Origin of the sequence: Nitrosomonas marina (assembly GCF_900110145.1) — a bacterium.
Lineage (GTDB): Bacteria > Pseudomonadota > Gammaproteobacteria > Burkholderiales > Nitrosomonadaceae > Nitrosomonas > Nitrosomonas marina.
The window spans coordinates 114255-132484 of sequence record NZ_FOCP01000002.1; the positions used below are offsets into that span (position 1 = coordinate 114255).

The window sequence follows — 18230 nt, forward strand, 5'->3', positions numbered from 1 at the left end:
AACAGCATGCCGACCCAGGGCGGCTGATCAGGCATCATGAACATAACAACCAAAATTCTTATCTGGATGGCCGCCGGATTGGTCACTGGCAGCCTGATCAACTATTTTGCGACAGACAATTCTATTATCCAGGTCTATTTTGTCGACGGACTGTTCCATGTAGCAGGTGCAGTATTTATCAATTTGTTGAAAATGCTGGTGGTTCCACTGGTCACATTTTCACTGATTTGCGGCGTTTGCGGTATTGGCGATATCAATAAACTGGGACGTGTCGGTATAAAAGCGTTTACTTTATTTTTACTGTCTACGTCTCTGGCTATTTCATTAGCGATCCTGGTGGCAAAGAACGTTGCACCCGGTAAAAACTTTAATTTAGCGGAAGGTTTGCCAGATACGTTTACCGTGCCGGAAGCGCCGCCAATTACCCAGGTTTTTATCAATCTGGTGCCAAGCAACCCAGTCACCGCACTGGCAGAAGGCAACATGCTGCAGATTATCTTTTTTACAATACTGTTTGCAATTTCACTGCTCATGATCGGTGAACGCGGGCGACCACTGATACAGACTGCGGAACGCATTAATGATGTCATGATGCAGGTGGTGAATGTTGTGATGTCCTTCGCACCATATGGGGTATTTGCATTAATGGCAAAAACCTTTGCACAACAGGGAATCGGTCTGATTATGCCAATGATTGGCTATTTTGGCGTGGTAGTAGGCGTACTAGTCTGCCACGCGACGGGCACGCTGATGCTGTTACTAAAATTTCTTGGAAAAATCAGCCCAACTAAGTTTTTGAGAAAAATGCGAACGGCCCAGATTTTCGCCTTTAGCACTGCCAGCTCAAACGCAACCATTCCTGTAACGCTCAGAACAGTCGAGAAGCGAATGGGCGTTGATAATTCAACCGCTGCATTTATCGTGCCATTTGGCGCCACAATCAACATGGACGGTACCGCCATTATGCAAGGTGTCGCGACAGTGTTCATCGCCAATGTTTATGGTATAGAAATCGGTATTGTCGGCTATCTAACTGTTATCGGAATGTCCGTTCTGGCATCAATCGGAACTGCGGGTGTGCCAGGCGTAGGTCTGATCATGCTTGCAATGGTGTTTAATCAAGTCGGGCTTCCCGTTGAAGGTATTGCCCTGATTATGGGCGTCGACCGTCTGCTCGATATGATTCGAACAGCTGTCAATGTAACAGGAGATGCCGTTGTCACTATGATTGTGGCACACAGTGAAAACAGCCTATCAATGATCGTTTTCAATGACCCTTCAGCGGGCATGCTTGAAACAGTGCACCTTCCTCATCACGATCCTGGGAAAAAATGACTATTGCTGCACCAATGTCGGATCAGTGATAAAACCGATTCTCGCCATCCCTGCATTCGCGGCGATACTCATCGCTCGCGCAACATGCTCATATTGTGTAGTTTTATCTGCGCGAATATGCAGCTCTGTCTTGGGATCCTGTAACACTGCCGACGCAAATCGTTCAGACAACTGATCGAACTGTACGGGTTCACCATTCCAGAAAAAATCGCCATCAGCCCGAATCGCCAGCTCGATATGCTCAGGTTGCGTAAAATTGGGGGTGCTTTCGGCCTTGGGCAAATCAATTTTGACAGAATGTGTCAATAATGGCGCGGTAATAATAAAAATAATCAACAACACCAGCATAACATCAACCAATGGCACGACATTGATCTCAGACATGGGTGCCTGCTGTTTTCCACTATTCATACTGCCAAATCCCATCACTGGCCTCTTTCTTCAAGATTGGAGTACGTGGTTGCGGGTGCAATAGTTTGTGGTACAGGTGATTGAGAACGCTGTATGGAGGCATCATTACCATTGGCAACACCATTACCTATCGTAATTAAAACGAAAAGGTCGTGCGCAAATGCATCCAACCGGGCTAACCAAATCCGGTTACGTCGAACAAATGCGTTATAGGCTAATACTGCCGGAATCGCAACCGCCAGCCCCAGCGCTGTCATTATCAATGCTTCACCGACCGGGCCAGCAACCTTATCGAGTGTTCCCTGTCCGGACAAACCGATCTGGATCAGAGCATGATAGATACCCCAGACCGTTCCTAGCAAACCGATGTAAGGCGCAGCCGATCCTGCCGATGCAATCAATGTCAAACCGTTCTCTACTCGCGCAGCTTCCTGATCAATTCCATTACGTAAAGCGCGCGTCAGAAACTCACTGGTGCCACCGGCCGCAACCAGTTTGTGTGAATCGTGCATTTTGGAGTCTGCAGCAGCTTCTATACCCAATTTTGCCAATTCAGCAAACGCATTGTTCGGAGGTGTTGTGCCGTTGAACGAACTTTTTACTTCATCCAGTGATTCAACGTTCCAGAAATGATTCAGGAAAACAGTAGCGCGCTTTTTTGCTATAAAATTGGCAATACTTTTTGTAATAATCAGATACCAGCTGGCAATCGAAAGCGAAACCAGCAATACCAATACGCTGATACCGACGCCATCGATCTGGGCGAGAAAATGAGAAAAACCAAGTCCTTGTTCCATTTAAATTAATTTCCTTGCAGTACAAAATTGAAAGGTTGCAACGCAATCGCGCGAACCGGTTGGCCATTACGCATTGACGGCCTGCATTGCCAGTTTCTAACCGCCTCCAGGGCAGCGTTATCAAGGCGCGTATATCCGCTGCTGTCGACAACCTGTGCTTCGTCAATATGACCGCTCTCATCCAGCTCGACCCGCAATACCAGCTTGCCCTCTTCGCCCATTCGGCGAGAAATTGCAGGATACGTCGGCGCCGTCAGTTTCGGGCACGAAACGGACAGCTCGGAAGACAACGTGACCGGGCCTGTTTCCATCTGACGCGGCGGCACCTCGGTGACCGGCTCCGAAAAAACTTCCTGTTCTATGACGGGTTCTGGTACTGGTTCAGGATCCGGTTGCACAACGGGTACTGGTTCTGGCAGTTCAGGGGCCTTGGTTGCCAGCCGTTTGATTTTCGGTTTGGTCTCAGGTTTTTTGACAGGCTTTAATTTTACAGGCACTGGCTCCTGCTGTTTAGGTTCAGGAGCAGCTTCAGGTGCAGGCTGTGAAATGATCTCGGCAAACAGAGTCACCATTTGTTCTGGCTGTGGAACAAGACGTTGATTCCATAAAATATATGCCAACGCCCCATGTGCAACAAGTACAAACAACAATCCCGGCAACGAAATAAAATTTTGTTTCGATCCGAGGTAATCAACATTTCTTCGTGTCAGTGACTGCATTGCAGGATAAACTATAGCGATATTATTAACCTTTCTTTCGATTGTTATAACAGAGTAAAAAAGATAACTATTGATCTATCTGATAATGTGCTCTATGTGAAGACTTGGGATAATAACCACCCTTAACACGCTTGCACAATTGAGATCTGTATCGTTTTCTGTACCGAAACTGGACAGTGACACACTCTATTCAATGACGAGTACCAGATCCGGCACACATCCAAAAAGATAATTCTGATCAAGCGACAAATAATAAAACAAACGATAATAATTATCAATAAGTACGTTACTAATATGGGTAGTTTATAGCTTGCAGGTTATCGTGAAAAAACCCTAACTAAACCTTAATTTCAACCTTAAACGGATATCAATACGATATTGTAATTTTGTAGGGCCGATGACAAGCCAACCCTGATAACGTGTATGCAGCGCAGGATGTTTTTGAACTGATCTCCCCGGCTAATGCCGGTTTCGTTGCCGTTGATCCAGATTCGTGCTGCCTGTAAAACGATTTTACTCCATATTACCACCTGAAGCTCTGTCCGCAGCCACCAACTCGGGAAACAGAACCTCTGTATAACCAAACGTGCGAAAATCCCTGATGCGCATGGGATAAAGTATGCCTTGTAGATGATCACACTCATGCTGTACCACGCGCGCATGAAAACTTTCTACCTGTCTATCAATCACCTGGCCATACTGATCAAATCCCTGGTAACGCAAATGCGTGTAGCGCGGTACTTTGCCACGCAGGCCAGGAACGCTCAAGCACCCTTCCCATCCCTCCTCCATTTCATCTGACAATGGCGTTAGATGCGGATTGACTAACACGGTAAATGGAATTTCATCTGAATCAGGATATCGCTGGTTTTCTTTAAAACCGAAAATGACCACCTGCAGTCCAACGCCGATCTGTGGCGCTGCGAGACCTGCACCATCAAGCGAATTCATAGTGTCCTTCATATCCTGAATCAGTTTATCGAGTGCCGAGGTATTGAATTGCTCCACCGCATTCGCCACCTCCAGCAACTTCGGGTCGCCCATTTTAAGCACTTGTTTAATTGTCATTGCACTGCACCAAATGTTCTATGATTTTTCGTACACGAACCATTGATTTATCCAGAACGGCATAGATTTCCTTTAGCGGAATAGCTGTAATATTCGACCCACGTCCAGCAGCATAATTCGCCACCACGGCCAGGGTTGCATAATTCATTCCAAGTTCCCTGGCCAGTCCAGCTTCAGGCATACCTGTCATGCCAACCATGTCACAACCATCACGCTCCAGACGGTTTATCTCTGCAGCTGTCTCAAGGCGCGGCCCCTGAACGGCAGCATAAACGCCACCGTCAAATACAGATTCGGCGGCCAGATGCGCCGCCTTCAAAAGCTGTGCTCGAGTCACAGAACTGTATGGGTGAGTAAAATCGACATGGGTTACCGGTTCTTCCGAACTATCGAAATAAGTGAAATCACGTTCATAGGTATAATCGATGATCTGATCCGGTATTATCAGCGCGCCAGGTATAAGGTTCTCACGAATACCGCCAACAGCGGCAACCGCCACGATATGTACTGGATTAAGCGAGTGCAAGGCCCAGATATTAGCGCGATAATTAATACGGTGCGGCGGTATCGTGTGCCCGTGACCGTGGCGCGCCAGAAAAACAATATCATGTCCGTTGACTGTACCAAACGTAAACGGACCGGACGGTTCGCCAAAAGGCGTTCGTATGATCTGTCGGTGCGATATTTTAAGGCATGAGAGCTGTGTCATGCCACTGCCGCCTATGATAGCCAGCATAATTTACTCTTCCGCCCCAGATTGCAATGCGTATATTGCCGGCAGATTTCGCCATGCGCTGTGAACATCCATGCCAAAGCCAAATACATACCGGTCCGGCAGTACAAATCCGACAAAATCCGCATGAAAAGGTTTGTTCTTGCCGATATCTTTGTCTGCGAGCACCACACTATGAAACGAGCGCGCACCGCAATCAAAAATTTTTGTTCGTATTTCCGCCAACGTTACACCTTCATCCAAAATATCGTCAATCACCAGCACGGCCCTGTCTTTTACAGCATTTTGAGGAAACACCAGCCAATCCAGCGTTCCACCGCGCGTGGCGTTATGGTAGCGCGTAACCTGCAAATACTCAAAATTCAATGGGAACGCCAATTTCGGCAGCAAGTGGCCGGCAAATACAACAGCGCCTTTCATAACACACAGCACCAGCGGGTATTGATTAGATAATTGTGCCGCAATTTCATCGGCCAGACGCTGTATTGTTTCAGCAATCTCCTCTGCAGAATAGATCAACTCGGCATTTTCCAGGATCTGCTCAGTTTTTTCACGGGTCAACATAAATTTCAGACAAACTAAAGAAGTTCTTTAAACTGTTTTTCATCGAGCAGCACAATCCCCAGATTAACTGCTTTCTGATACTTGCTGCCGGGATCTTCACCAACGACAACATAATCGGTATTTTTGGAAACACTGCCGGTCACTTTACCACCATGCAGTTCAATTTTTTCCTTGGCCTCATCCCGCGACATGTCAGATAGTGTCCCGGTCAACACAAAAGTCTTTCCACTAACAGCGTGGCCCTTAACTGAACTTTTCATTGACGTTACATTTTCTTTCCAGGATACGCCGCTGGCCCGCAACCGTTCAATAACCTCCCGATTATGATTCTCTGCAAAAAAATCCAGGATACTTTGCGCGACTACAGGACCCACATCAGGCACGTTCACCAGCCCTTCCATATCAGTGTCCATGAGACTGTCCAGGCTGCCAAAATGATGAGCGAGATCCTTGGCGGTCGCTTCACCGACGTTACGGATTCCCAGTGCATAGATAAATCGCGCCAGTGTAGTCTGTTTACTTTTTTCAATTGCTGCAAGAATATTACCGGCCGATTTTTCTGCCATCCGATCCAGATTAGCAAGTGCGAGAATACCCAGTTGATACAGATCGGCCGGATTTCTGACTATGGCATTATCAACTAACTGATCAACCAGCTTTTCTCCCAGACCTTGAATATCCATTGCGCGGCGTGACGCAAAATGCAAAATGGCCTGCTTTCGCTGCGCCGGACAAAAAAGCCCGCCCGTACACCGGGAAACCGCTTCTCCTGTTACCCGTACCGCTTTTGCACCGCACACAGGACAGTGTCTTGGCATGACAAAAGGCTCTGTATTTTCAGGTCTCTGCGCCAGAATAACTGACACGATCTCTGGAATAACATCGCCGGCCCGACGAACAATTACAGTATCACCAATGCGCACATCCTTGCGATTAATTTCATCAGCATTGTGCAATGTGGCATTGGTCACAGTGACGCCACCAACAAAAACAGGATCAAGTCTGGCAACCGGCGTCAATGCCCCTGTCCGTCCGACTTGAACATGAATATCCAGCAACCGGGTAACCGCTTCCTGCGCAGGAAATTTGTGCGCGAGCGCAAAACGTGGTGCACGAGCTACGTAGCCTAGACGTACCTGTTGAACCAATGAATTTACCTTGTATACAACGCCGTCGATATCATATGGAAGCTGCTCGCGCTGCGTACTGATTTCGCGATAATATGTCAGCAACCCTGCGCTGCCCCTGACCACAGTGCATTCACGCGCAACTGGAAAGTGAAGATCGCGGAGATATTGGATAATAGCGCTATGAGTATCCTGTGGCACACACGGATCTTCATTCGATACAATACCATAAGCAAAAAACACAAGGTTTCGCTCGGCCGTAACGGCAGAATCCAACTGACGCAACGATCCGGCCGCAGCATTACGGGGATTGGCAAAGATTTTTTCGCCTTTTTCCAGGTTATGTTTATTAAGCCGGATAAAATCAGCTCTGAGCATCAACACTTCACCACGTACTTCCAACAAATCCGGCACTTTGCCTACTGATAATGTTAACGGTATGGTTTTGATTGTGCGTAAATTAAGCGTGATATCCTCACCTGTATATCCGTCTCCACGTGTCGATCCTGTTTTGAGCACCCCTTTTTCATAGCGCAGACTGACAGCCAGGCCATCAAATTTGGGTTCCACGGCGTAATCGACTTCAGAGACGCTCAATCCTTCACGAACCCGTCGGTCAAACGCTTCTACCTCAGTCGGCTCAAAGGCGTTTGCCAGCGACAACATTGGCGAATTGTGCGTTACCTGCGAAAATGATTTTACAGGAGCTGCACCAACGCGCTGAGTCGGGGATTCCTCTGTTATCAACGTCGGATACTTCTCCTCAATGCGCTGTAATTGCCTAAACAGACGATCATATTCCGCATCAGGAATTGTCGGCGCGTCCAGCACGTAGTACTGATAATTGTATTCTTCAACCTGCTGGCGCAGCTTATCGAGTTGTTGCTGAATATTTTCTAAAGACTGACCCATCTGACTGACGTTACCGGTTTCTTCTGCCAAACTGTTTTTTGTGACGTTTACCATATTGTAAAATATATAGCGTGTACTGTAGATATAGTTATCCATGTCAACCGTAAGTCTATACATTCTCCTGTATAATTTTACCCTACGATTTATTTTGCAAAACCGGGGTTAAGCCTAATATGTCTGATAACAAACTGAAAATCCGCATACACATCCAGCAGCCCAACGCTTCACAACAATCGGACGAAATTGAATCATTTGAAGCAGCCGCTCCGGATTTTGATGCGCAGTCCATTCTGGACAAACCGCCGCTTGATTGGAATAAAATTGCTTTGGCGGCCGTATTGTTCATGATAGTAATTGCAGTTATCGGTTATCTGGCTTACCTGATATTCAAACAGGACATCACCGATACGCAACCAGTCAATGCAGATTCAGAAGCAGTTCATTTCAGTGACTCGTCAGCTTTATATAACAATTTTTCAAGCAACACCGCAGATACCTCACCTGAGAACCTATCCGACACACCAGTATTGGAAAATACAGCAGCAAACGAAGAAACAAAAACAAACAAAAAAGACTTACCCGATCAACTGTCACCGGCTGACGACAGTGCTCTTACCGAATCTGGTACAGACTTGACTATTATACCCGGCTCCAAACCGGGTCACGACAAAAAAACGGCCTCACTCAGACCGAGCCCAAAACCTGATTATGCGCTGACAGACCAGCAGCAACCACCGATGCCACACGATTCCGGTACACCTGTCTCGGCGACTTCACCGGACACAATCGATCACGATCAGATTATTCGGGCGCAATTGACACGAGCTGTCAATAAGCGTGAACCTGTCGACGAAATCGATAAAATCCAGCTTGAACAAAATATTCCCCGGAATATTTATTTTTTTGTTGAGTTGCACGATCTGGCAGGGCAGCAGGTTACCGTCAACTGGTATTTTAATGAGCAGCATATGGCTGAAACGACGCTTGAGGTCAATGGCCGGAACTGGCGAACCTATGCCAACAAGCTGTTAAATAAAAAAAGTATCGGAACCTGGCGAGTCACTTTGACTGACGAAGCTGGCGAGCAACTTGTAGAGAGGCATTTTATTGTTAGTAACAGCATGTAAATCCATAGGCTTTTTATGAATTTTTGCAGCAGTTGTAGCGCGGTTGTTGAATTCCGAATACCGGAAGGAGATACACTGCCCAGATATATCTGTACCCAATGCCACGAAATCCACTATCAGAACCCCAAAGTTGTTGTAGGCTGTATACCCGAATGGGAAGATAAGATCCTACTTTGCCGCCGAGCTATCGAGCCACGCTGTGGCTGGTGGACGCTACCGGCAGGATTTATGGAAAATAACGAAACTCTTGCCGAAGCCGCGGCCCGGGAAACACTGGAAGAAGCCAATGCCCGAGTAGAAATCGGTGATCTATACGCAATCTACAGCCTGCCGCATATCAGTCAGGTCTATGTATTGTTTCGTGCAAGCCTGCTTGACTTGGATTACAGTCCGGGCATAGAAAGCAGCGAAGTCAAATTATTGTCCGAATCGGAAATACCCTGGGATGAAATGGCATTTCGGGTTATTCATGATCCGTTAAAACGCTATATGTGCGAACGCAAACTGGGGGAACCGGCTTTCCACACCGGTATTATAGAACGCACCCCAAAGAAAATCGTAAGCAACGCACGACCAGATTGTTGTTAACAGATATTTCTCCTTCTGCTTACCCACAGGCCAAGCCCCGATGCAACGAACAACGCCAGTATGCCCGGCTGGGGAATCTGGTTGGGAATATTTCCATTAATACGGCTGATCTTGATATATTCAGAATTTGAATCATGTTTCGGAGCAAGAATCAGATAGTTTCCATCGAACTTCCCTGGTCTCAATAAACGCTGCGTACCAACAGGTACATTGCTGAAATTATTTTTGATAAACCCTGAACCTCCCAAACCGGAAAATCTGAGTCCTGTGAAATCAAAACCCGCAAAGAGTGACCCGACCCATGCGCTGATATCCGAATCATTTCGACGCCAGCCGATTTCAAATCCGGTAAAAACATTACCGGGATAATTACTTTCAAATATAATTAATTCATCCCTGCCACTGTCATCAAGTGCATGATTCGGACTCAGGATTTCATTGATCTGATCGGGGTTCCGAACACCCAAACCGCTGCCCCACGAAATCAGCGTGGCTTTTTGAAAAACACCCGAACCGCTGTTATTGGTTGTGGAATAGGCGCGTGCCGTAAGCGTATAACCGCTTTCAGTAAAAATACAGCTGTTGCCTACTCCGCTGGTGCATACTGCCGAGTCCGAGTCTGTACTCCAGCTAACCGGTTTGGCCGACACTGACGCAAACATTACCAGACCTACAATAAAAAACCCGGTATGTATTCGATTGATCATTCGCTGCCTCCTTTGATTTTTCCAAGTGGCAGAATACTAAAATCTCAAGATCTGTCATAAACAGATTAAAGCAGTATTCATCCCGCTAATAGAAAAAGAAATCAATTGGAAACAGAGAGAAATCATTATCTTATGCACGCATAAGGTTTCAAAGAGTCAATTTGCAGTAAAATCAACCGAAATAACCGATCAATGGACGGCTGTTCTGGAAAAAACATGAATTACCACGACGCCACACACAATTAGAATCATGCCGATAATTGCAGGCATATCGGGTATTTGTTTGAATACTGCTGCAGCAACCAGCGCCACCAGAACAATGCCGACACCCGCCCAGATCGCATACGCAACACCAATGGGAATCGTTCTGAGTGCAAGCGTTAGAAAATAAAAGGCCACGCCATAACCGACGACAACAATCAAGCTCGGCATCAATCGTGTAAACTCATTCGAAGCCTTCAAGGCGTTTGTCGCGATCACTTCGGCGACGATTGCAATAGCAAGATACCAGTAACCCATTCTAATCCCTGTTAATTTTTTGAGGTTAATATTTGCATTGGCAACACGATACGTTGGATACAGATCTTTTAAAGTATCTGTAATAACTTCGGTACTACTATGTCAGCAAACTATAACGCACCGGAAAATCAGGCAAATCATTTTTTAATCTCATTTATATCACACGAAACGCATCGACAAATCCACAGCTTGAATGTTTTTGGTCAGCCCACCGATTGAAATCCTGTCAACACCTGTCTCGGCGATACGCCGAACATTATGCAAGCCAATATTGCCCGAAGCTTCCAGCAGCACAGTTAGACCGGAACTCCGGCTGTAGTTGCGGCTGACGTCGACGGCCTCTTCCAGTTGAGCAACAGTGAAATTATCCAGCAGAACCATGGAGGCTCCGGCGTTCAGTGCGGCTCGCAACTGCCCCAGGGACTCGACTTCAATCTGAACAAATACACCATCTACAGCAATCGATCGGGCCTGTTCCAGCGCGTGCGAAATACCGCCTGCCGCGGCGATATGATTCTCTTTGATAAGAATACCGTCATACAGACCGGTACGATGATTAACACCACCGCCGCAAGTAACGGCATATTTCTGTGCCAGCCGCAAACCGGGCAGCGTCTTGCGCGTATCGACGATGGTCGTATCTGTGCCGGCAATTGCATCGACGTAACGCCTGGTTTGTGTAGCAACGGCCGACAGCATCTGCAAAAAATTCAGTGCTGCGCGTTCTGCTGACAATAATGCACGTGAATTGCCGGCAATTTCACATAGTTTTTGCTGTGCTGCTATGGCATCACCGTCCTTTGCAAACCACCGTATTCGAACGTCCGATGTCAACCTGCTGAAACAAGAGTCAAACCATTGTGTACCGCACAACACGGCCGGTTCCCTGCCCACTACAACAGCAGCAGACTGCTGGTGTTCGGAAACCAGCAGCGCTGTCAGGTCTCCCGTTCCGATATCTTCAGCCAGTGCTCGGGTAACATTGTTTGCTATTTCTTCGATCAAATTGTACGGCATTCCTGCGATTTGTTTAGATGTTGGTTAAAACCGTAGTATACCGATTTTCAACAGCACGATTGCAAACTCAGCGTTGCCGAATAATATGCGTCATCTACATGAAAAACTCAGATTAAACAGATAAGATATAACCCTTGAGTAACAGGAGAATTTATGTCAAACGCGATGGATCTGCTCACTTATATCTTTTCTACGATGTTCGGTCTTGTCGTGATCGGTCTAATTGTATTCTGGTTCATTCAAGATATCAGCCAGAAAAAACACTCTATACTACGCAACTACCCGATTATCGGTCGGTTACGCTTTTTCTTTGAAGAGCAGGGAAAATATTTCCGGCAATATTTTTTTTCCAACGACAGGGAGGAAATGCCTTTTAACCGTGCTACCCGCAACTGGGTATATCGTCATTCCAAAGACAAAGGCGGTCTGATCGGCTTTGGTTCAACCATTGATCTGCGGGACCCGGGAGCAATCATTTTTGTTAATGCCGCTTTCCCGATTCTGGAAGAAAACCAGCTACCTACACCGCCATTACTGATCGGTGAGGGCTATGCCAAACATCCTTTCGTGGCCAAGTCCATTATCAACATCAGTGGCATGAGTTACGGTGCAATTTCCAAACCTGCTGTCCGCGCACTGTCTCTGGGCGCCGTTCAAGCCGGTTGCTGGCTTAATACCGGCGAAGGCGGTCTCGCACCCTACCATCTTGAAGGCAAATGTGACGTTATCATGCAGATAGGTACCGCCAAATACGGTATTCGTGATGAACATGGTAATTTTTCAGCGGAGCGTGCCGAGGAACTGGGGGAACTTGTCAAAGCATTCGAGATCAAGCTTTCTCAAGGCGCAAAACCCGGCAAGGGTGGGTTGCTTCCCGGCGGTAAAATCACAGAAGAAATCTCAATTATTAGAGGTATACCTGCATTTAGGGATTCAATCAGCCCAAACCGACACAAAGATATTAACAATATTGACGAACTACTTGAAAAAATCAATTACATCAGGGAAGTTACAGGTCGTCCCGTCGGCATAAAAACCGCCATTGGCGGCTGGCATTTTATTAATGAACTGTGCGACTGTATTGTCCGCAAAGGCCTGCACTACGCGCCCGATTTTATCACCATCGACGGCGGTGAAGGCGGCAGTGGTGCTGCGCCGCAGACACTCATGGACAGCGTTAGCCTTCCCATTATGGAAGCACTGCCACGTGTCGTCGATTCATTAATCGAATCCAGGTTGAAAGACCGTATTCGCGTAGTTGCAGCAGGAAAGCTCGTCACTTCAAATCAAGGTGCTTGGGCCCTCTGCGCTGGCGCTGATTTCGTCAATACCGCACGTGGATTTATGTTCTCACTGGGTTGTATTCAGGCAATGCGCTGCCACAAGAACACATGCCCGACTGGCGTCACTACGCACAACCCGCGACTGCAAAGCGGCCTGGTCGTTGAAGAAAAATGTGTACGTGTTGCCAATTACGCCAGAAATTACAATAAAGAAGTCGCTATGATTGCACACTCTTGCGGACTGAGACACGCGCGTGAATTCAGACGGGAGCATGTTCGCATTGTAGAAACGGCCGGCAAGAGCATTGCCATGAATATGCTGTACCCCTATCCTGAAACAGAATAAAAATATACGAATATTGAAAATAAGATTCCTTTACTCATTTTACAAAGCTGGGCATAACATTACCAATTTCCAATTAATGCCGTAATTTATAACCGCTTCTTAGCATTTGTATCGCTAGCAGGGAGATTGCTGCAAAACACGCAGTGACGATACAAAGACTTAAATATGGCGACGAATCCGAAGCACCAAAAAAGCCGTACCGAAACCCATCTATCATATAAAAGAAGGGGTTGAGATGTGACAAGAACTGCCAGACAGGCGGCAGCGAGTGAATTGAATAAAACACCCCGGAAAGAAAAGTCAATGGAATAATGATAAAATTCTGAAAAGCAGCCAACTGGTCGAACTTGTCCGCCCAGATTCCGGCGATAACACCAAGTGCGCCAAGCAATCCACTGCCCAGTATTGCAAAAATCCATATCCACAATGGCCAGTACGTGGGCGTATCAAAAAACAATGCGGTTACCAGATACACCCCTGCCCCTACCAATAACCCTCGTACAACCGAAGCCAGTATATAAGCAAAGAAAATGTCGCGATAAGTTAATGGCGACAGTAACACAAAGACAATATTACCGCTGATTTTGGACTGGATCATACTTGACGATGCATTGGCAAACGCATTCTGCATTACTGCCATCATCACCAGGCCCGGTATCAAAAAGACCGTATATGAAACACCCTGATACACTTCCACATGTGATTCCAGCACGTGTAAGAAAATCAACAGATACAGCAACGTCGACACAATGGGCGCCAGTATGGTCTGAAACCCAACCTTCCAGAACCTAAGCAGCTCTTTGTATAATAATGTAAAAAATCCTGTCATTGAATTTGTGCCAATGGATTGTTCATTAAACTGACGAACACATCCTCCAGATCAGGTTGCAGCAACTGCATTTCCAGTATCTGGATATCAGACAGCCTCAACTGGGCAAGTATCGGTTCAATCTGCGTATAGTTGTCCAGCTTCAATTCAATGTATCCGTTCCGATAACCGGTCTGTATTTCCCGCAGCATCGAAGGCAAAGTGTCCGGCAATAGTTTCAAGCGCAAGGTATAACCTACAGACATCGTACTGATGAAATTTTGCATGCTATTCAAAGCAATGACCTTACCCTGTTTCAACATGGCAATCCGGTTACATAATGCCTCTGCCTCTTCAAGATAATGTGTTGTCAGAACAATAGTATGTCCTGCCACGTTAAGTTCACGGATAAAATCCCAGAGTGACTGGCGCAATTCTACATCAACACCTGCGGTTGGCTCGTCCAGAATAATTACTGGCGGTTTGTGCACCAGCGCCTGCGCTACCATGACTCGTCTCTTCATGCCACCGGAAAGCGCACGCATATTGGTATCCGCTTTATCAGCAAGACCCAGCCGGGCAATAATCTCATCGATCCACGCACCATTATCTGAGATACCATAATAGCCCGACTGAATTTTCAGTGTTTCGCGCACGGTAAAAAAAGGATCGAACACAAGCTCCTGCGGCACTATTCCCAGTCTCATGCGGGCTTGACGATATTGCCTGGTCACATGATTACCCATCACATGAATCGAGCCACTATCGACAACAGACAGCCCGGCTATGGTATGAATCAACGTAGTTTTACCGGCACCATTGGGTCCAAGTAACGCAAAAAATTCACCTGGCTGAATTTCCAAATGCACGTGATCAAGCGCACAAAACGCACCAAAATACTTACATACGTTTTGTACGACTATCGCTGCAGTCATTGATTTGATCTTTCGGCTGAATCGTTGTGTAAATACTAAATCGAAAATCTGAATGTAAAAAAACGCCGGCTACTGTCTGCCGGCGCCCGGTGTAACAATATCGCTCACATCATACAGTTGCACCAGACTCTCAAGACTTGCTGGCATATGCGTTACTTCGAGTTCGCAGCCATTGTTATTTGCTGCCCGATACCATTCAAACAGCATGCTGATCGCAGTTGAATCTACTTCGGAAATCTGATGCAAATCAATCTGCAGATGACTTCCGACAGCATTATCTTCAATGTATGCAACACCTTGCCGCATCAATTCAACGACATTGCGAATGGTGACAGCACCTTTGACTACAATTGTATTGCCTTCACGATGTACCATTACAAAACGGCTTTCTTTGACTGAATTTATCAATCATCGGTTATCATTTTCCTTCCAGCGATCGATTCTTGTCGGATAAGACTTTGATCAGTCCATCAATTCCACCCTTACGAATCTGGCTGTTAAATGATCCTCGGTAATTGGTGACCAAACTGACGCCCGCTACTGTCACATCATAGACTTTCCAGCCATCTGACCCTTTTTCCATACTGTAATCGATCGGAACAGGCTGCTTACCGCCGCCCTGATGGACGATTGTTCTGACCGTGGCATCGGCCTTATTGCCCAGATCCCTGATAGGATTGACTTTTACCGTTTCGTCGCGATAAGTCGTCAATGCATTGGAATAGGTTCTGACCAGTAGCGTTTTGAATTCCTCCACCAACACATTTTTCTGTTCTGGCGCTGCAGATGACCAGTGTTTGCCCATCGCCAGGCTTGTCATGCGCGTAAAATTAAAATGCGGCAGGATTTTATTTTCAATCAAATCCAGCATTCTCTCCTTGTCTTCACCAATTTTATCGTCTTTACCGATAATATCGAGAACCTCCTGAACGGTTTTATCGACAAGCCGGTCCGGTTCCATCATTGACCACGCCGGGAACACGAACAGATATGAAAGCAAAAATATCATTACGCCAAGCAGTTTTTTCATTGTTCTCTCACAATTTGATTCAATATTCGATTAATCTATACAAAATTCATGTAACAAAAATTCTATACTGTCTGTTTAGAATGCATCATCTTCTGAAGCCTTATCAAACAAAAAACGTCCGATCATTTCCTCGAGGACCATGGCTGAATTTGTTTTCATGATTGTATCACCTTCCTTGAGCATCGCTTCATCGCCACCTGCATCCAGCCCGATATACTGTTCACCCAGCAAACCGGATGTCAGAATACTTGCAAATGTATCCTTGGGAAACTGATAACGCTGCTCAATATTCATTGTCACAATTGCATCGTATGTTTTCGTGCTGAACTGAATATCCGCTACACGTCCAACCACAACACCAGAGCTTTTAACGGGGGCTCTGATCTTCAATCCTCCGATATTTTCAAAATTGCCTTTAATAACGTAAGTGCCCGATCCGTTGTAGGTATCCAGATTTCCCACTTTAAGACTCAAAATCATAAGCGCACCAATTCCGGCCAAAACAAACAGCCCAACCCATAAATCCAGCGTTGCTCGTTGCATTTACTTACAATCCTCTAAACATGAAAGCTGTCAGTATAAAATCAAGCCCCAGTATGACCAGTGATGAAGTGACAACTGTACGCGTTGTCGCGCCTGAAACACCTTCGGCCGTAGGAGGGGAATCATAACCTTCAAACACGGCAATCGCCGTTACCGCGACGCCAAAAAAACAGCTTTTAATAAATCCATTCAAGATATCAATGCGGAAATCAACGTTGCTCTGCATTTGTGACCAGAACGAGCCTGCATCTACACCGATAAACACAACTGCAACCAGATAACCGCCAAATATACCCATAACCGAAAATATGGCTGCCAGCAGTGGCATGGATATCACACCCGCCCAGAAACGCGGCGCTACGACTCTGGCGACAGGATCTACCGCCATCATGCCCATTGCGGATAACTGTTCAGTCGCTTTCATCAAGCCGATTTCGGCGGTTATTGCCGACCCGGCTCTACTGGCGAACAGCAATGCAGCCACCACCGGTCCAAGCTCGCGCACCAGTGATAATGCTACCAACGTGCCGACTGCCGATTCCGAACCATACTTCTGTAACGTCTCATATCCCTGCAGACCAAGTACCATGCCCACGAATAGACCGGAAACAACAATAATAATCAGCGACAGAACACCGACGTAATATAATTCCCGCACTACCAGATTGAAGCGCCGCAAACTGGTGCCGGATTTTAACAACACTAGCAGAAAAAAAAGTGTGGCATGCCCGAGTCTGCGAATACCTTCTATGGTACGGTGGCCGACCTTTTGAATGCCTGCAATGATACGTTTAGGCAACAGTTTTCTCCAGTTGCAAATCTTTAAGGTATGTTTGCGCCGGATAATGGAAAGGCACTGGCCCGTCAGTCTCGCCATGAACAAACTGGTGTACAAATGGGGCTTTGGAAACTTTCACTTCTTCCGGCGTGCCATGAGCGGCAATCACACCATCCGCAATAAAATACACATAATCAACGATACTCAAAGATTCCTGCACATCATGCGTAACAATAATCGACGTCATTTCCAAAGCATCTGTCAAACGACGAATCAGACTTCCAATCACACTCAGTGAAATCGGGTCAAGACCGGTAAAAGGCTCGTCAAACATCATCAGCATAGGATCAAGTGCAATCGACCGTGCCAAAGCAACACGTCGTGACATACCCCCCGATAATTGAGCCGGCATTAGACGATGCGCCCCACGCAAACCGACTGCATGCAGTTTCATCAGTACCAGATCACGTATCATGGATTCTGGCAAATCACTATGCTCGCGCATCTGAAATGCCACATTGTCAAATACGGATAAATCGGTAAACAATGCACCAAACTGAAACAGCATACCCATTTTACGACGCATGGCAAACAAGGCGTCGCGATTGAGTTCATGTATGACCTGCCCCGAAACCTTCACGTAACCGGATGACGGGGTCACCTCTCCACCGATTAATTTCAGCAGCGTTGTTTTTCCTGACCCACTTCCACCCATAATAGCAATCACCTGACCGCGCTTCATGGTCATGTTAACGCCATTCAGAATGGCACGTGTATCGTATGAAAAATTCAAATCGCTGATTTCTACAAGTGTTTCGGCTGTCATCATTAAAGTGGCTAAGATACGTATTGAGATGATTATTGTATCGGCGAGATTTTAGCA

21 protein-coding genes are annotated in these 18230 nt (G+C 46.5%); 4 read left to right on the forward strand and 17 right to left on the reverse strand.

The window, feature by feature from the left end; genetic code table 11:
• The first annotated feature begins 36 nt into the window (after window positions 1–36).
• Window positions 37–1335: a dicarboxylate/amino acid:cation symporter gene (locus BMX44_RS01905; RefSeq protein WP_090627430.1), complete on the forward strand. Its 1299-nt coding sequence runs from the start codon at window positions 37–39 to the stop codon at window positions 1333–1335.
• Here the strand turns inward: BMX44_RS01905 and BMX44_RS01910 are convergent, their stop codons facing one another.
• The 7 genes from BMX44_RS01910 to ligA form a co-directional block, all read right to left on the reverse strand.
• A complete protein-coding gene (locus BMX44_RS01910; protein ID WP_090627431.1) occupies window positions 1336–1761 on the reverse strand; it encodes an ExbD/TolR family protein in 426 nt (141 codons plus the stop codon).
• Complete coding sequence (locus BMX44_RS01915) at window positions 1761–2543, reverse strand: MotA/TolQ/ExbB proton channel family protein (protein ID WP_090627433.1); 783 nt, start codon at window positions 2541–2543, stop codon at window positions 1761–1763. The genes BMX44_RS01910 and BMX44_RS01915 overlap by 1 nt, the downstream gene beginning before the upstream one ends.
• A 5-nt stretch (window positions 2544–2548) precedes the next feature.
• Window positions 2549–3262: an energy transducer TonB gene (locus tag BMX44_RS01920; protein WP_090627435.1), complete on the reverse strand. Its 714-nt coding sequence runs from the start codon at window positions 3260–3262 to the stop codon at window positions 2549–2551.
• A 513-nt stretch (window positions 3263–3775) separates the two neighbouring features.
• Window positions 3776–4330 carry a peptide deformylase gene (def, locus tag BMX44_RS01925; RefSeq protein ID WP_090627436.1) on the reverse strand — a complete coding sequence of 185 codons (555 nt, stop codon included), beginning with the start codon at window positions 4328–4330 and terminating at the stop codon, window positions 3776–3778.
• Window positions 4320–5066 (reverse strand): S-methyl-5'-thioinosine phosphorylase, encoded by a 747-nt coding sequence (locus BMX44_RS01930; protein ID WP_090627438.1) that lies wholly within the window; start codon window positions 5064–5066, stop codon window positions 4320–4322. Before BMX44_RS01930 ends, def begins: the two co-directional genes overlap by 11 nt.
• Window positions 5067–5069: 3 nt before the next feature.
• Complete coding sequence (locus BMX44_RS01935; RefSeq protein WP_090627440.1) at window positions 5070–5627, reverse strand: hypoxanthine-guanine phosphoribosyltransferase; 558 nt, start codon at window positions 5625–5627, stop codon at window positions 5070–5072.
• Window positions 5628–5641: 14 nt separating this feature from the next.
• Complete coding sequence (gene ligA / locus BMX44_RS01940; protein WP_090627682.1) at window positions 5642–7666, reverse strand: NAD-dependent DNA ligase LigA; 2025 nt, start codon at window positions 7664–7666, stop codon at window positions 5642–5644.
• 173 nt (window positions 7667–7839) lie between these two features.
• Between ligA and BMX44_RS01945 the strand changes: the two genes are divergently transcribed.
• Both BMX44_RS01945 and BMX44_RS01950 read left to right on the forward strand, forming a co-directional pair.
• On the forward strand, window positions 7840–8793 hold the full coding sequence (locus tag BMX44_RS01945) for a DUF2914 domain-containing protein (RefSeq protein WP_090627442.1): 954 nt from the start codon (window positions 7840–7842) through the stop codon (window positions 8791–8793).
• Window positions 8794–8808: 15 nt separating this feature from the next.
• Window positions 8809–9381 (forward strand): NUDIX hydrolase, encoded by a 573-nt coding sequence (locus BMX44_RS01950; RefSeq protein ID WP_090627444.1) that lies wholly within the window; start codon window positions 8809–8811, stop codon window positions 9379–9381.
• Here BMX44_RS01950 and BMX44_RS01955 read toward each other — a convergent pair.
• The 3 genes from BMX44_RS01955 to nadC all read right to left on the reverse strand — a co-directional run bounded on the left by BMX44_RS01955 (window position 9378) and on the right by nadC (window position 11624).
• Window positions 9378–10088, reverse strand: coding sequence for a hypothetical protein (locus tag BMX44_RS01955; RefSeq protein WP_090627445.1), 711 nt, complete (start codon window positions 10086–10088; stop codon window positions 9378–9380). The two genes, BMX44_RS01950 and BMX44_RS01955, sit on opposite strands and share 4 nt — an antisense overlap.
• 189 nt (window positions 10089–10277) lie before the next feature.
• A complete protein-coding gene (locus BMX44_RS01960; RefSeq protein WP_090627447.1) occupies window positions 10278–10607 on the reverse strand; it encodes a DMT family transporter in 330 nt (109 codons plus the stop codon).
• Between the two features lie 159 nt (window positions 10608–10766).
• Window positions 10767–11624: a carboxylating nicotinate-nucleotide diphosphorylase gene (gene nadC, locus BMX44_RS01965; RefSeq protein ID WP_090627448.1), complete on the reverse strand. Its 858-nt coding sequence runs from the start codon at window positions 11622–11624 to the stop codon at window positions 10767–10769.
• A gap of 153 nt (window positions 11625–11777) precedes the next feature.
• Between nadC and BMX44_RS01970 the strand changes: the two genes are divergently transcribed.
• The gene (locus BMX44_RS01970; RefSeq protein ID WP_090627450.1) at window positions 11778–13253 is read left to right on the forward strand and encodes an FMN-binding glutamate synthase family protein; all 1476 of its coding nucleotides are present in this window, start codon (window positions 11778–11780) and stop codon (window positions 13251–13253) included.
• A gap of 73 nt (window positions 13254–13326) precedes the next feature.
• Here the strand turns inward: BMX44_RS01970 and BMX44_RS01975 are convergent, their stop codons facing one another.
• From BMX44_RS01975 to BMX44_RS02005, 7 genes are all read right to left on the reverse strand, one after another.
• A complete protein-coding gene (locus BMX44_RS01975; RefSeq protein ID WP_090627452.1) occupies window positions 13327–14082 on the reverse strand; it encodes an ABC transporter permease in 756 nt (251 codons plus the stop codon).
• Window positions 14079–14996 carry an ABC transporter ATP-binding protein gene (locus tag BMX44_RS01980; RefSeq protein ID WP_090627454.1) on the reverse strand — a complete coding sequence of 306 codons (918 nt, stop codon included), beginning with the start codon at window positions 14994–14996 and terminating at the stop codon, window positions 14079–14081. Before BMX44_RS01980 ends, BMX44_RS01975 begins: the two co-directional genes overlap by 4 nt.
• Window positions 14997–15065: 69 nt before the next feature.
• A complete protein-coding gene (locus BMX44_RS01985; RefSeq protein ID WP_143056865.1) occupies window positions 15066–15371 on the reverse strand; it encodes an STAS domain-containing protein in 306 nt (101 codons plus the stop codon).
• A gap of 43 nt (window positions 15372–15414) precedes the next feature.
• A complete protein-coding gene (locus BMX44_RS01990) occupies window positions 15415–16026 on the reverse strand; it encodes an MlaC/ttg2D family ABC transporter substrate-binding protein (RefSeq protein WP_090627458.1) in 612 nt (203 codons plus the stop codon).
• A gap of 75 nt (window positions 16027–16101) precedes the next feature.
• Window positions 16102–16569, reverse strand: coding sequence for an outer membrane lipid asymmetry maintenance protein MlaD (gene mlaD / locus BMX44_RS01995; protein ID WP_090627459.1), 468 nt, complete (start codon window positions 16567–16569; stop codon window positions 16102–16104).
• A 4-nt stretch (window positions 16570–16573) separates the two neighbouring features.
• A complete protein-coding gene (mlaE, locus tag BMX44_RS02000; protein ID WP_090627461.1) occupies window positions 16574–17368 on the reverse strand; it encodes a lipid asymmetry maintenance ABC transporter permease subunit MlaE in 795 nt (264 codons plus the stop codon).
• Window positions 17361–18173 (reverse strand): ABC transporter ATP-binding protein, encoded by an 813-nt coding sequence (locus BMX44_RS02005; RefSeq protein WP_090627684.1) that lies wholly within the window; start codon window positions 18171–18173, stop codon window positions 17361–17363. Before BMX44_RS02005 ends, mlaE begins: the two co-directional genes overlap by 8 nt.
• Window positions 18174–18230: the final 57 nt, after the last annotated feature.